14 protein-coding genes and 1 pseudogene are annotated in these 15099 nt (G+C 40.2%); 12 read left to right on the top strand and 3 right to left on the bottom strand.

The genetic code is table 11. The annotated features are described in order from the left end of the window. Positions 1-225: 225 nt before the first annotated feature. Positions 226-1302 carry an LCP family protein gene (locus tag CSV80_RS05875; RefSeq protein ID WP_081657877.1) on the bottom strand — a complete coding sequence of 359 codons (1077 nt, stop codon included), beginning with the start codon at positions 1300-1302 and terminating at the stop codon, positions 226-228. Positions 1303-1325: 23 nt separating this feature from the next. Beyond that, positions 1326-1961 carry a DUF1232 domain-containing protein gene (locus tag CSV80_RS05880; RefSeq protein WP_099670005.1) on the bottom strand — a complete coding sequence of 212 codons (636 nt, stop codon included), beginning with the start codon at positions 1959-1961 and terminating at the stop codon, positions 1326-1328. A 396-nt stretch (positions 1962-2357) separates the two neighbouring features. On the opposite strand from CSV80_RS05880, the pseudogene CSV80_RS18145 reads away from it, so the two are divergent. Together CSV80_RS18145 and CSV80_RS05890 are read left to right on the top strand one after the other, a co-directional pair. Then, positions 2358-2522, top strand: a pseudogene (locus CSV80_RS18145) (peptide-methionine (R)-S-oxide reductase); the annotation flags it as partial. 476 nt (positions 2523-2998) lie between these two features. Beyond that, positions 2999-3625 carry an HD domain-containing protein gene (locus tag CSV80_RS05890; RefSeq protein ID WP_099670006.1) on the top strand — a complete coding sequence of 209 codons (627 nt, stop codon included), beginning with the start codon at positions 2999-3001 and terminating at the stop codon, positions 3623-3625. 364 nt (positions 3626-3989) lie between these two features. Here CSV80_RS05890 and CSV80_RS05895 read toward each other — a convergent pair whose 3' ends face one another. After that, on the bottom strand, positions 3990-4178 hold the full coding sequence (locus tag CSV80_RS05895; protein ID WP_099670007.1) for a hypothetical protein: 189 nt from the start codon (positions 4176-4178) through the stop codon (positions 3990-3992). A gap of 142 nt (positions 4179-4320) precedes the next feature. On the opposite strand from CSV80_RS05895, the gene CSV80_RS05900 reads away from it, so the two are divergent. From CSV80_RS05900 to ccsA, 10 genes are all read left to right on the top strand, one after another. Then, positions 4321-4950: an SIMPL domain-containing protein gene (locus CSV80_RS05900; RefSeq protein ID WP_051210503.1), complete on the top strand. Its 630-nt coding sequence runs from the start codon at positions 4321-4323 to the stop codon at positions 4948-4950. A gap of 88 nt (positions 4951-5038) precedes the next feature. Beyond that, on the top strand, positions 5039-5326 hold the full coding sequence (locus CSV80_RS05905; RefSeq protein ID WP_099670008.1) for a diacylglycerol kinase family protein: 288 nt from the start codon (positions 5039-5041) through the stop codon (positions 5324-5326). A gap of 1 nt (position 5327) precedes the next feature. Further along, entirely contained in the window at positions 5328-5504 is a 177-nt protein-coding gene (locus CSV80_RS17470) for a hypothetical protein (protein WP_158231863.1), read from the top strand. Between the two features lie 30 nt (positions 5505-5534). Then, positions 5535-6500 carry a tetratricopeptide repeat protein gene (locus CSV80_RS05910; RefSeq protein ID WP_099670009.1) on the top strand — a complete coding sequence of 322 codons (966 nt, stop codon included), beginning with the start codon at positions 5535-5537 and terminating at the stop codon, positions 6498-6500. A gap of 244 nt (positions 6501-6744) precedes the next feature. Next, the gene (gene tig, locus CSV80_RS05915; protein ID WP_099670010.1) at positions 6745-8031 is read left to right on the top strand and encodes a trigger factor; all 1287 of its coding nucleotides are present in this window, start codon (positions 6745-6747) and stop codon (positions 8029-8031) included. A gap of 210 nt (positions 8032-8241) precedes the next feature. Beyond that, positions 8242-9510 carry an ATP-dependent protease ATP-binding subunit ClpX gene (clpX, locus tag CSV80_RS05920; protein ID WP_099670011.1) on the top strand — a complete coding sequence of 423 codons (1269 nt, stop codon included), beginning with the start codon at positions 8242-8244 and terminating at the stop codon, positions 9508-9510. 130 nt (positions 9511-9640) lie between these two features. Beyond that, a complete protein-coding gene (lon, locus tag CSV80_RS05925; RefSeq protein ID WP_099670012.1) occupies positions 9641-11962 on the top strand; it encodes an endopeptidase La in 2322 nt (773 codons plus the stop codon). Further along, positions 11959-12540: a ribosome biogenesis GTP-binding protein YihA/YsxC gene (gene yihA, locus CSV80_RS05930; RefSeq protein ID WP_029053656.1), complete on the top strand. Its 582-nt coding sequence runs from the start codon at positions 11959-11961 to the stop codon at positions 12538-12540. The genes lon and yihA overlap by 4 nt, the downstream gene beginning before the upstream one ends. A 129-nt stretch (positions 12541-12669) precedes the next feature. Then, the gene (hemA, locus tag CSV80_RS05935; RefSeq protein WP_099670013.1) at positions 12670-14046 is read left to right on the top strand and encodes a glutamyl-tRNA reductase; all 1377 of its coding nucleotides are present in this window, start codon (positions 12670-12672) and stop codon (positions 14044-14046) included. 221 nt (positions 14047-14267) lie between these two features. Next, the gene (gene ccsA, locus CSV80_RS05940; RefSeq protein WP_099670014.1) at positions 14268-15098 is read left to right on the top strand and encodes a cytochrome c biogenesis protein CcsA; all 831 of its coding nucleotides are present in this window, start codon (positions 14268-14270) and stop codon (positions 15096-15098) included. Position 15099 lies beyond the last annotated feature (1 nt).

Genomic DNA, 15099 nt, shown 5'->3' on the forward strand with positions numbered 1-15099 from the left:
TCTGTCACAGTAGCCAAAAGGTATAGTAAAAAAATGGATGTTGACTGTCTCTGTTCAGCTGTCTTCGATTTTTTCCTTGTGGACAGAAAAGTATAGACGGAATATTGTGAACTCATTTATGCGACGCTAGTGTATTCTGGCATATAAATAATTTAACGTAAAAATAAGCTGTTCCGGTCGGTTGAATGACTGGAACAGCTTATTCTTATGTGAACGTATATCGTTTCAGAATTGCTGATCTTGATTATATGGTTGATCTTCTGCATATTCTCCGTCTTGTACGCTTCCATCATCTACGGATTCATCCTCTAATGATAAAAACTCTCGTAATGCTTGTTTGTTCTGTTCTAAATTAATCTCAAGAACAGCACCAACGTCTGTGCGTAGGTCGCCAAATGATCCTTCTACGGGAATACGCAGTGATTCCATTTCGTTATTCTTGCTGCCAGTCAACATACCTTTAGCAATGGTAAAGATAGTTTTACTGTCGATGTTCGTATCAATATACGGATCAATAACACCCATAAGTTTCGGTATATTGACGAGTGTCTGCAAACTCATCGCTTCGTCTTTCAGTTTCGCTAGAGCTTCTTGCTGACGTTCCACACGACCATAATCACTATGGATGTCGTGGCGGAATCGTACGTAACCGAGTAATTGATCTCCGTTTAATTTTTGTTGGCCAGGATAGAGCGTTAAACCTAGACCGTGTGACATTTCATATGGAATATCGACTTCAATACCGTCAGGCGCAATAACATCGACGATTTTAGAGAAACCTTCGAAATTAACAATTGCGTAATATTGTACATCCACATCGAAATTATGCTTAATCGTTTGTCGTACTAATTCAGGTCCACCAAGTGCATAAGCGGCATTAATCTTTTCCATACCGTGACCTGGAATGTCGACGTATGTATCACGCATTAGAGAGATCAACTTTACTTTGTTGGTTGTTTGATCGTAGTGGCCAATCATTAAAGCGTCTGAACGAGTTTCATCTTCGTCGCCTCTTGCGTCATCACCGATCAACAATACGTTAATTTCTCCAAATTGTGATTCGCCACCTTCAAAGTCGTCAAAGGTGGAATTGCTATCAGAAAAGGTATTACTACTATCGCTAAGTTCTGTATGTATTTCGTTTGTGTTGCCGTCATTCGCAAAGGACAGGCCGTTTGAATATTGTGCAGCGACATATCCGCCACCCGCTAATAGTAGCAAAGTGAATACCAAGAATAGTACCCGTTTATATTTTCTTTTAAGTTTTTTCTTACGACGCTTTCCAGTTTCTCTGTTTTCCATTAATGTCACACCTACTCATCTGATTATGAACTCTTTGTTAGTACGCTTGAAGCAATTTGGACTGCGATTGCATCATCCAGATATCCGACCGCAAAAATGTAGTCCGGGATGACATCCACAGGAACGATAAAGTACAATAATGCGCTGCCGATAACGGTTAGATCACGTTTTGCAACGTCTTGCATTGTAAATCGTGTAAATAATTCTTTTATTTGATCGACGAATGGACCTACTCCGCCTGCCAATTTTAACTTCTTATCGAAGTCATATAAAATTCTTTTTCTTCCTTCAGTTGTCTGAACATACGCTTCGTAACTTGTAAGTTGAAGTTTAACTTTTTCAATGGAGATATCCGCAGATAGAAGTTCTGAAGTATTGACCAAATGTTGAATGGTTTCATCATAACCAGAACGTATCGTGTGTTTATGATCAACCGGATAGCCTGCCGCCTGAAGTAATTTGGCTAAAGGGATTTCCAAAATGATCGCAAACTTCTCCAGGTGGTCTAGTGTTGCTTTGCGCTTGTCGTTGATGATCCTAGAGATAGTTGAAGTATCAATATCTGTTAGTTCGCTTAGTTTGCGCATGGACAATGAACGTTCTTCTAAAACATTACGCAATAATTGCCCGATAGATAGACCAAGACCACCTTCTGACATGACACTCCCCCTCCATTTCTACGACAACGGTAAAAATATCTACTTCTTTAAAAGAATAAATGTTTGTTGGCAAATTGTCAACAGGTATAGGCGAGGATCATTTTTTCAAAAAACGTCTGGATTTGGCTATATCAATCCATAGGTTTTATCGTGTCTTTAATTCATACTAGGTACATAAATAGTAAAGGAAGATGTCAAACGATAGCGGACTTTCCTAAACCAAGCGATAAAGAATGGATAGAGTAATTGACGAAAGATCAGTATTAAGTGACACAAGGCGACCATACATAAGCATTATTCTTGAATGAATAATAAGATACGTTTGAAAATGGCATCTCTATCGATGTCGCACTAATTGAACCATTAATCTCAAGTGACGATTAGTATGACTCACAGTGCGGTTGGCCAAGCTTCACCCGACCAATCGTTCCGGAAATACTGACGGAATATATTGATAAAAGTTTCAATATGGTGCGAACTGAAGTGAGAAGCCGTGCAGGAGATAGCCATCTCGTACACATTTTCGAAGACCGGCTGAAAGATCGCGGCGGATTAGGTTAGTGTATCAACAGCGCATCGATCAATTTTATACTGCTTGGAGAAATGGAAGCCAAAGGTTACGGCTATCTGACAAGTTATGTGAAATAGTATACTCTAATTATAATAGAAGGAAAGGGGCCACCTTGGTTTCCTTTCCTGTTTACACGATAAGGTGAAATACGAGTCCTCGCAGTATCTGAAGATGGTCATATACTATTTATCGTTTAAGAAACTGTAAACGGGATTGGATATGCCTGTTTAATCAGCACATAGTACGATAAAACTTGGCGGTGTAGGTATTCACAACGTTGATGAGCGTGGTAAACTCTATTACGGTGAAGCGTCTGGAGTTTCAGTAAGCTCTTCTTCAAAATTAGGTACGACAGTAACGATTCGACTCGGTAATTCAGTGAAGTGAGCTTTACTCGTCATGAAAACGAACTGATTTTCAGAGAGGTATTCGCATATAACTAATGAAAAAGAGGGGAAGGAATCGAATGCGAGAAATGATAGCGAAATGCAGGTTAGAAGTTGAAGGCATTTATAATAAATTTGATGCGAGTCATGATCTCGATCATATTGATCGCGTAATGAAAAACGCAGAGAAAATTTTGGCGACTGAGCCAGGTGCGGATGAACTAGTCGTACGTTTAGCAGTCCTGTTGCATGATGTAGAAGATGCGAAATATAAAGAAATGCATGAAGCAACTAAAATAGAGCTTCTTGAAAAAATAGGTGCGACACAACAGATTACAGATAATGTGATATCTGCGATTGAGAGCGTGTCATTCAGTGGTGGCAACGCAAAAAATATTACGTCGATTGAAGGTGCTATTGTCAGAGATGCTGATCGTTTGGATGCCATTGGCGCGGTTGGAATAGCGCGTGCATTTGCGTTTGGTGGAGCGCGTGGCAGGAAACTTTACGATCAGCAAGAAGAAGCTCGCAAGGATATGTCAGTGTCAGAATACCGTAAAAAAGAAACGGCTACGGTTACGCATTTTCACGAGAAGTTATTATTGCTGAAAGAATTGATGGTCACGAGAGAAGGCACGCGTTTGGCGAAAGAACGACATGACTTCATGGAAAATTTTTTGCATCAACTAAGAAAAGAGATTGATTGAAAATCAGATTGCCAATTCTGAACTCGATAGGATAGAATAAAGTAACTAGCAATACTAATCTATCCGATAGAGAAAAAGGTGACGTCTTGGACAGAAATAATCGATTATTCATCATTACACTCGTTGTCATCGCCTTGTTTACATTAGGTGGATTCGCAGTACAAAAAGGATTCATCACATTCTAATATTGAAACGAATATTCAGAGCTCATCGGTCGTAATGGATCGGGAGCTTTTTTATTTGTATTAAAAGTTTCGCCAATAGTACTCTTTAAACAAAAAGCGGGTAACTACTGGATTTGTCTGGTTTTACTATTTAAATTGTAGTTTTTTTACTTCTGTAGTCGTGTCCATCCTTTACTGCATTACTTTTTCTGCCTAATCTCGCTCAATAAATCATCAATCTGTCTCTGCATTTTAATAAATTTATCTTCTTCGGTTTCCTCATCTACTAATGCAAGATAAGCCGCTAGCGTCGTAATCGCTTGGCCGAACAAGCCGATAGATTCACCGAGCAATGCTAATTTCGCGATTTGTTTTTCACTTTCACGCATAGGAATCCCTCCATAGCCGTTTTCTTTAAGTTATGATGAAGCCTTTATTCTCGTTCAAGTGTGTGAACAAACAAAAAAGAGGTCTAACTAGGTTCGAGTGTGGCATAGACATGATAATACTGTAAAAAGGAGAGTGTTCTATATGTATAACGAACAGGAAGCACGTACGATTACTGTTTTTGGTGAAGGGGCAGTAAAAGTCTCGCCTAGTACGGTTCATATTGTACTATCTGTTATATCTAGAGGTACGGAACTCGCAGAAATCCAGCAAGAAAATGCTAGACGTATGAATCAAGTAATTCAGTCGCTGCAAAAGGCGGGCATTGCGGAAACGTCTATTCAAACGATTGATTTTCAAATTCGACCAGTCTATGAGTATATTAACGGTGAACAGCGCTTTCAAGGCTATGAAGTGATTAATTCCATCCGCATTACAAGTAATGAACTTTCACGAACAGGAGAACTCGTCGATCTTGCGGTCAAAAATGGTGCGAATCAAATCGGCTCGATCGAATTCACGATGCCGGACCAAGATGAACAATATCAGCAAGCGTTAGTACTAGCTCTGCAAGATGCAGAGACAAAGATGATTACGATTGGAACTTCATTGAAATTACAGAACCGACCCATTCCTATGAAGATTGAAGAACAGCATACATCTCAACCGGTAGCATTTCGTGCGATGGCCATGGCGGATACCGGCAGAACACCAATCGAGTCCGGCACGATTACAATCAGCGCAAGTCTGCAAGTGAAATATCAAATCGTCTAGTAAGTTAATTGGCAGTCTGCGACTATGATAAAATGATGAGCAAGGTGGTTTCCAGCATTCACTAGTTTACAGTAAGTAAAATCATATATTGCAACAGAACAAAACTGTAGACTTTGGCTCCGTTCAATTGAATGACGTACATCAACGTTATTTTGCAAGTAATTGTTATTTCGGCTTGGATGTTTCATTGGCAGCTAGTCCGTCTACTATTAAAGAGACGTTAGATAAATGGAAGCTTGGCAGCGTAGTGTATGCTTTGACTGTAGCGCATAGATTACTAACCCTCAAACCTTTTAACGCGGTAATTCAAAACGATGCAGATGCACGCGTGTTCTACCTTGTCTGGATAATCACCGTCAGTAATCAAAAACATTGAAATGGATCGGGCAGTAGGTCGCCATACCGACGGGAAATATATTTGGACAACTACTGATCAGCCAGTCATTTGCGAAGTAGATCAGCAGAAGTGGTATGTGGCGGATAAATCGCAAGTGTACTCGCTTCATATCATTCATGGCGTCAAGGTGGAATCGATTGAGAATGCTGTGCTATAGTGAAAGGAACAAAGCAGGCAGGTGATTACAATGCAAAAGAAGAAAAGACAAGTCATTAGAAAAGGAAATGTGGTTGTTTTCCCTGGAACACTCGAACGTCTTCATCGGCAAGGTAGACAAGCAATGGAACGTGATCTTCATGAAGAAGCGGTCCGGAATTTCGAATCTGTATTGGAAATTAATCCAGAAGATTACACAGTTTTCGATGGTCTGGCTATTTCTTTATATGAAATGAAAGAGTATGAACGAGCGAAAGAATTCACCCTTCTTGCTATGCAAAACCAAGCAGGCGATTACATAGAGTTACTTGAGCTTTATCTTTCGATCTCGATTCAGTTACAGCATTACGCTGAGGTAGAGCTGACGATACAAGGTCTTTTGGAGAAAGAAATCATTCCAGAATATAGCTTGCAGAAGTTCCAATACTTGCGGGAATTGAATAGTCGATTATCTGATCGTTATGAAGAACCTTCTATTGAGGAGCCCTCTATTACAAGCGAGCAATTTTACCAAATGGGACCGATGGAACAACAGGAATTCTTATTATCGTTGCAACATCAGAAATTACAGCCGCATATACCGTTGCTCGTAGAGGTAATTGAAGCAGAGGATTCGTTACCTGTTGTCAAGACCTATGCACTGATGTTATTGCAACAAACGGGATACCAAGAGTCGCTAGCTGTTCGAAAATACCACTTTGAGACTGAAGCTAATCCATCAAGATTAGTGTCACCCGAAGAAGATCAATTTATTGGAGAAGTGCAGTTTCTCGCGAAAGCGCAATTTGAGAAAGATCCAACCGCTAGTGAACTGGTCGTCAATCTGATCCTTAAGTATAGTGTCTTGCTGTTTCCGTTCCACTGGGGTCCTTACACGGCGGAAGAGGTGGCAGGAGCGTATGTAGCGTATACAAAGCAGTTATTGTATGGTAAGCAGACGGAGGAATCTTCATTACTGACGTTCATACGTTCGGTAGATGAAGAAATGGAAAGCTGACAGTGATTAATTCTTGAAAGATGAATAGACTATGTTATACTAAAATGGTTGTCAACTGCTTATCTGTCCTCAGCAACGTTGTCGCTACTTACAGGTGAAACAAAATAAGCTGATTCAGGTAAAGCCTTCAAAGAGTGTCGAAGATTTTTTAGGATGTACAGAAAAAATTCAGATACAATCATGCGAAGGTATAATTGATTAAAATAAAAATAAAAGTATTACAAATGATTTGGAGGTCATACATATGACAGTTAAATGGGAAAAACTAGAAGGTAGTGAAGGGAAACTTACGTTTGAAGTTTCCGTAGATCGTTTCAACGAAGCATTAGACGAAGCGTTCAAAAAAGTAGTTAAGAAAGTACAGGCACCTGGTTTCCGTAAAGGGAAAATGCCACGTAAAATGTTCAACAAAATGTACGGTGAAGAATCACTTTACAACGATGCAATCGATATCGTACTACCTGGAGCATACTCTGCTGCAGTAGACGAAGCAGACGTTGATCCAATTGCAGCCCCTGAAATCGACATCGAAAAGCTAGAAAAAGGCGAACCTGTCGTTTTCACTGCTGTTGTAGCTCTTAAGCCAGAAGTTACGCTTGGAGAATACAAAGGTCTTGAAGTAACTCGTCAAGCAGTTGAAGTTACAGTCGAGGAAGTAGACGCGCAGCTTGAACAACGTACTGAAGCACTAGCAGAAATGGTAGTCAAAGAAGACGGCGTTGTTGAAAATGGCGATACAGCTACAATTGATTTCGAAGGATTCGCTAATGGCGAAGCATTCGAAGGCGGGCAGTCTGAAAACTACGAACTTGAAGTAGGTTCTGGTTCATTCATTCCAGGATTCGAAGAGCAAGTAGTAGGCATGAAAACAGGAGAAGAAAAAGAAATTGAAATTACTTTCCCTGAAGAATATCACGCTACTGAATTAGCTGGAAAGCCTGCTATATTCAAAGTGAAAGTTAATGAAATCAAGTCTAAAGAAGTTCCTGAACTTGATGATGAGTTAGCAAAAGAAATCGATGAAAGCGTATCTTCAGTAGAAGAACTACGTACGAAATTGAAAGAAGAAGCTGAAGAAGTGAAAAAGAATGATTCTGAAACAGCTCTTCGTGACGATTTAGTAGAACAAGCTGCAAGCAACGCTGAAATGGAAATCCCACAAGCGATGATCGATTCAGAAACGGATCGTATGATGCAGGACTTCGAACAACGTCTACAAATGCAAGGTATGAACTTAGATCTTTACTTCCAGTTCTCTGGTCAAGACGAGCAAACACTTCGCGACCAGATGAAAGACGACGCGTTAAGCCGCGTTCGCGTTTCATTGACACTTGAAGCAATCGGCGCTGCTGAAAAAGTAGAAGTTCCAGAAGAAGAAGTAAATGCTGAGCTTGAAAAGATGTCTGAGCAATTCGGTATGGACGTTGAGCAAATCAAGACAACTCTTGGTGGCACATCTGTACTTGAGAACGATCTTCGCTTCAATAAAACAGTACAACTACTTGTTGATAACGCTAAAATCATCGACTAATCTTTCTATATGAATGTAACAAGGTACGGTTTGTCCGTACCTTGTTTTTCTTAAATGAAACAACTTCATGTATAGACTTTGGGAAACTCCATAAGCTAGAACATAAATAATGATACATATCAGGCTGATAGGAATCGGTCATTAAGTTCTAAATAGTTGATTAAGTCATGGTAATCTTGTAGTATATTCACTTGAATAGGGGTGAGCATAATGTTCAAATTTAATGATGAAAACGATAACCTGAGCTGTTCTTTTTGCGGAAAATCTCAAGAGCAAGTCCGTAAATTAGTAGCAGGTCAAGGTGTTTATATTTGTGATGAATGCGTTGAACTTTGTGCGGAAATCGTGGAAGAGGAAGTCGGTCTTGAAGAAGGCTTCGAGCTAAAAGACGTTCCAAAACCAAGAGAGATCCAAGGTATCCTCGATGATTATATTATCGGGCAAGATCGCGCAAAGAAATCACTCGCAGTAGCAGTATACAATCATTACAAACGGGTGAATTCAAGCAGTAAAATTGATGATGTCGAGCTGGCTAAATCCAATATCGTCTTAATCGGCCCAACTGGTAGCGGTAAAACATTACTTGCGCAAACGTTGGCTCGTATTTTGGATGTACCATTCGCGATTGCAGATGCGACTTCATTAACTGAAGCAGGCTACGTTGGGGAAGACGTAGAGAATATTCTCTTGAAATTGATTCAAGCAGCGGACTTCGATATTGATAAAGCTGAAAAAGGAATTATCTACATTGATGAAATCGACAAAGTAGCTCGTAAATCTGAGAACGCATCGATTACTCGTGACGTATCCGGTGAAGGTGTACAACAAGCTTTGTTGAAGATTCTTGAAGGAACAGTTGCGAGCGTACCACCACAAGGCGGTCGTAAACATCCTCATCAAGAATTCTTACAAATCGATACGACAAATATCTTATTTGTCGTAGGTGGAGCTTTTGATGGCATCGAAGATATCGTTAAACGCCGTATTGGCCGTAAAGTGATCGGCTTCGGTTCTGAATCCAAGCAAGAGATCAATGAAGAAGATAGCCTATTGGCTAAACTGATTCCTGAAGATCTCCAGTCATATGGTTTGATTCCAGAATTTATCGGCCGTTTGCCGGTGATTGCAACTCTCGATACATTAGATGCGGATACATTGTATCAAATTCTAACTGAGCCGAAAAATGCGATCGTAAAACAATACCAAAAGATGGTCGAACTGGATGATGTAGAACTTCAATTTGAAGATGACGCATTGATTGAAATTGCGAAAGAAGCGATCGCTCGTAAAACGGGTGCACGTGGACTTCGTTCGATTATCGAAAACATCATGTTGGATGTAATGTACGATCTTCCTTCACTTGAAGAAGTGAAGAAATGTATCATTACGAAGGACTCTGTTCTTGGTAAGTCGACTCCGATCTTGCACAGAGAAGACGGATCTATATACGAATCAGATAGCGAAAAAAATACCGCATAACGCCGAAAAGGCAAAAGGGCCGGCTCCACCGATGCGTATCTTATACGTTCGGCAGTCGGCTTTTTCTTACATAAGATTTCATTTAAGCAGTACACATACATAAACATAATTTATTTGGAGGTGGCTTATCATGCCGACGATTCAAAAACAGAACATCCCATTATTGCCACTTCGCGGAGTGATAGTGTATCCGACGATGCTTTTACATATTGATGTGGGTCGAGAACGCTCAATTTTCGCCATTGAACATTCATTAGCAGATAATCATCAGGTTTTCCTTGCAACGCAGAAAGATTTGAGTTTGGAAAATCCGGAAAAAGAAGATTTGCATGAATTAGGTACTCTGGCGAATATCAAATCAATGACTCAATTACCAAATGGTACGTACCGTGTGTTAATCGAAGGCATACATAGAGCAGAGTGGAGCAGTTACCAAGAAGCTGACCTGTATCCAGTTGTCAATGTCACATGTTACGAAGAGAATGAAGAAATAGACGCGCAAGCAGAAGCGCTGATGCGGTCACTTGTTGCACAGTTTAAACGATATGCGAAGAATAGCAAACGGATTTCAGACGAAACACTGGAGACGGTTGAAAGCATTCAAGAACCGGGTAGATTAGCGGACATGATCGCATCCAACTTGCCATTAAAACTAACTGCCAAACAAGAAGTGCTTGAGATTCTAAACGTACCTGAACGTTTGGAATGGCTAATCAGTCGAATGTATAATGAACAGGAAATTATGGAGCTTGAACAAAAAATTAATGAACGCGTGAAGGAAGCAATGGAACGCACACAGAAAGAGTTTTACTTACGCGAACAATTAAAGGCGATTCAAACTGAGCTAGGCGATAAAGATGGTAAAGGTCTAGAAGTGTCCGAGTTGAAAAAGAAAATCGAAGAAGCCAATATGCCGCAATCCGTGAGAGACGCAGCAGAGCGCGAATTGGAACGTTATGAAAAAATCCCTTCTGTTTCAGCTGAAAGTGGCATCATTCGTAATTACATTGAGTGGCTCATTATGTTGCCATGGACGCATGCGACAGAAGATCAACTAAATTTATCTCGTTCAGAAGAGATATTGAATCGTGATCATGAAGGTTTGGAAAACGTTAAAGAACGGATTCTTGAATACCTCGCTGTACGTCAGATGACAAATTCTCTGCGTGGACCGATTCTTTGTCTAGATGGTCCTCCAGGAGTGGGTAAAACTTCGTTAGCCCGTTCTATCGCCGAGTCACTAGGACGTGAATTTGTACGTTTATCACTAGGTGGTGTCCGTGATGAGTCTGAAATCCGTGGTCATCGCCGAACGTATGTAGGCGCTATGCCTGGACGTATTATCCAAAGCATGAAAAAAGCGGGCACTGTCAACCCGGTATTCTTACTCGATGAAATCGATAAAATGTCCAATGATTTCCGAGGAGATCCATCGTCTGCCATGCTGGAAGTGCTCGATCCTGAACAAAACAGCAGTTTTAGCGATCATTATATAGAAGAGCCATATGATCTTTCAAGTGTATTATTCATTGCGACGTCAAATGACCTGGGGGCTATTCCCGGACCGCTGCGAGACCGTATGGAAATTATTTCAATTCCTGGTTATACAGAACAGGAAAAACAATCGATCGCTATTAATCATTTGATTCCCAAACAGATGAAGGAACATGGCCTAAAGAAATCACAACTTCGTTTCCAGGAAGAGGCAGTACTGGAAGTCGTACGATACTATACACGTGAAGCTGGTGTACGTTCACTTGAACGAGAAATCGCAAGCATTTGTCGTAAAGCTGCGCGCCAAATTCTAGCAGGCGATAAGAAGAGCTTAACAGTGAGCCCGAAGTCTTTAGAAGTGTTACTTGGCAAAAAGCGTTTCAGGTTTGGGCAGGCAGAAACGGTTAATCAAGTCGGTATGGCTACTGGACTTGCCTATACATCCGTCGGCGGGGATACATTGCAAATTGAAGTATCTTTATCTCCAGGTAAAGGTAAATTATTGCTGACAGGTAAACTTGGGGATGTCATGAAGGAATCAGCACAAACGGCATTATCCTATGTGCGTTCAAAAGCCATGACATTTGATATAGATCCTGATTTCCATGAAAAATGGGATATTCATATTCACGTCCCAGAAGGCGCAACGCCAAAAGATGGACCTTCCGCTGGTATTACTATCGTCACGGCACTCGTATCCTCATTGACAGAACGCCCGATACGCCGTGAAGTCGGTATGACAGGAGAAGTGACATTGCGTGGACGTGTGCTGCCAATTGGTGGACTAAAACAAAAGACGCTTAGTGCTCACCGTGCAGGACTGCGTACGATCATCATCCCGTCTGATAATGAACGCGATTTGGATGATATTCCAGATAGTGTAAGAAAAGAATTGACATTTAAACTAGTATCGGATGCTCATGAAGTACTCGATATCGCTTTGGAGGAAAAGAAATGAAAGTCCATAACGTTGAAATGATTATGAGTGCCGTTAGACCTGAACAATACCCAACAGAAGGTTATCCTGAATTTGCTTTAGCTGGGCGTTCGAATGTAGGTAAATCTTCCTTCATTAACAAAATGATCGGACGTAAAAGCTTGGCTCGTACATCTTCAAAACCAGGGAAGACCCAAACACTCAATTTCTATAAAATCGAAGAAAAATTATTTTTCGTTGACGTACCAGGGTACGGCTATGCGAAAGTTTCGAAAACCGAAAAAGAAAAATGGGGCGGTATGATCGAACAATACATCACGTCACGTGAAGAATTGCGTGCGGTAGTACAGATTGTTGATTTGCGCCATCCTCCGACAAAAGATGACTGCATGATGCACGACTTCCTGTCTCATTACAATATCCCTACGATCGTCATTGCAACAAAAGCGGATAAAATACCTAAAGGTAAATGGGAAAAACATAAGAAGATCGTGCGGACAACATTTAACATGGAAATACACGAGCCGCTAATCCTGTTTTCATCTGAAAAGGGAATGGGTATGGATGAAGCATGGCGTGAAATTGAAAGTCGCATGTAAGTAATGAGTTGTTTTGATGGAATTGCTACATTATGACTTCAAACGTTGTTCACAATTTGCATTCCGACTAAAGCGCTATGTATGTTATAATGAATGTACGAAAAAGATTCCGAAAGGTGTGAGCACCTAATGTATACAGTCGTTGTCGGTGTTAACCACCGAACCGCCCCTGTCGAAATTAGAGAGAAGCTATCATTCGTAGAAGCTGATTTGCCACAAGCGATGCAAACATTGCAACAGCAAAAGAGCATCTTAGAAAACATTATTATTTCTACTTGTAACCGCACAGAAATCTATGCGGTGGTTGATCAGATTCATACTGGACGATATTATATAAAAAAATTCCTTGCTGATTGGTTCTCTATTCCTATGGAGGAATTCTCCAGTCATTTGATCATTCATGAAGAAGATGGTGCAGTGGAACACTTATTACGTGTAACTGCAGGCATTGATTCCATGGTACTCGGTGAAACGCAAATATTAGGACAAGTTCGCAGTAGTTTTTTCGCTGCACAAAATATTGGTACAACAGGTACCGTATTCAATGAGTTATTCAAACAAGCGATCACAACAGCGAAGAGAGCACATACCGACACAGCAATTGGTGAAAATGCTGTGTCAGTTTCTTATGCAGCAGTAGAACTGGGTAGAAAGATTTTCGGTTCACTAAAGGATAAGCATATTGCCATTCTTGGTGCAGGTACGATGGGTGAATTAGCAGTTAAGAACTTGCAGGGAAGTGGTGTTGGGAAGATTACTGTAATCAACCGAACATTCTCTAAGGCAGAAATTCTAGCGGCGAAATTTAATGGTGAAGCGAAATCTATGCAAGAGTTGCAGTGTTTGTTACTCGAAGCAGATATTTTAATCAGTTCAACGGGCGCTACTGAATACGTCATCGATTATGAATTAATGGATTATGTAGAGAGACTACGTAAAGGCAAGCCGCTATTCATGGTGGATATCGCTGTGCCTCGTGATCTTGATCCGAAAATTGGTGAATTGAGCAGTGTATTCTTGTATGATATCGATGATCTTCAAGGTATTGTCGAAGCAAACTTGGCTGAACGTAAGCGTGCAGCTGATGAGATCGGTCTGATGATTGAACAAGAAGTTGTTGCGTTTAAAGAATGGTTAACAACACTTGGCGTCGTGCCGATGATCTCTGCACTACGCAAGAAGGCGAGTCGTATTCAGAGTGAAACAATGATCAGCATCGAAAATAAAATGCCGGATTTAACAGAACGTGAAAAGAAGGTTCTGAACAAGCATACAAAGTCGATTATTAATCAATTATTAAAAGAACCTATTCTACAGGCTAAAGAATTATCTACTGATAAAAAAGCAGCGGAGAAACTCGCACTTTTCGAACAAATCTTTGGAATTTCCGAAGATGTCGTAACAGAAAAGGAACAGCTGGCATTACAAGCAAAAGAACGTCTTCAAAAACGTGCTGATCAAAAATCAGATGTTGTTGATGTGACGAACTTACATTATCAACACTAATCCCAGGTGGTTCTGTATCTGTCTTTCACAAGAACGGTACAGGCCCACTTTTTTAATGCAGGTAAATATACTATTTATGTATAAGCATTCATGGCACTAGTAAAAAGATGCTTTCCATGGATGCAATTATTTGCAGTATCACCCTCTCATTTGAGACAATGAAGACGAACACACCTTACTATCAAAAGAGAGGTTTTCGCTTGAAAGGCAGAGAATAGCATATGGTTGATTTAACCGTCGCAAGACTTCAGGAATTCATGATTGTTCTTTATGCCCTCGGTCTTGTTTTTTACTTTATTGATTACTTGAAGAAGTCAAAAGCTGTCCAACGTATTGCTTTTTGGCTCATCGTTACCGTATGGCTTACACAAACCGCAATCTTATCACTTTATATTATTCAGATGAAACGCTTTCCGGTATTATCGTTAGTTGAAGGAATATATTTTTATGTGTGGTTGCTGGTCACTTTATCTATTGTGTTCCAGTTGATTTATAAAGTAAACTTCATGGTGTTTTTCACAAATATTATTGGATTTGCATTTTTAATGATTCATGTCTTTTCCAATTTGAAATACACAGCATCCACTGTTGGTGATTCGCTCATTTCAGAAGTACTATTTGTTCATATTACGTCAGCAATCCTCTCGTACGCAGTGTTCGCATTAGCATTTGTTTTTGCGGTATTATATTTGATTGTATATAACGTATTGAAAAGTAAAAAGTTTGGAAAACGATTTTCCAGTCTACCTAATTTACATCAGACCATGACGGGGATGAAAATGTCGATTTATACCGGCATTCCGATTTTATTCGTTAGTTTATTATTCGGAGTTCAATGGGCGTACGTAGCGCTTGAACACTGGTCTCCTTTTGATGTGAAAATTATGGGGTCATTTGCAGTATTACTCATCTATTCTTCAGTTATTTATTTCAACTATAAGGGAAAGCTTCAATCAATGGAGTTTGCCTGGATGACAATATTTGCATTTCTCTTAACGGTCGTTAATTTCTTTTTGGGCAGTACGCTGTCACAATTTCATTTATGGATATAGG

The organism is Sporosarcina sp. P12(2017), from assembly GCF_002743035.1.
Taxonomy (GTDB): domain Bacteria; phylum Bacillota; class Bacilli; order Bacillales_A; family Planococcaceae; genus Sporosarcina; species Sporosarcina ureae.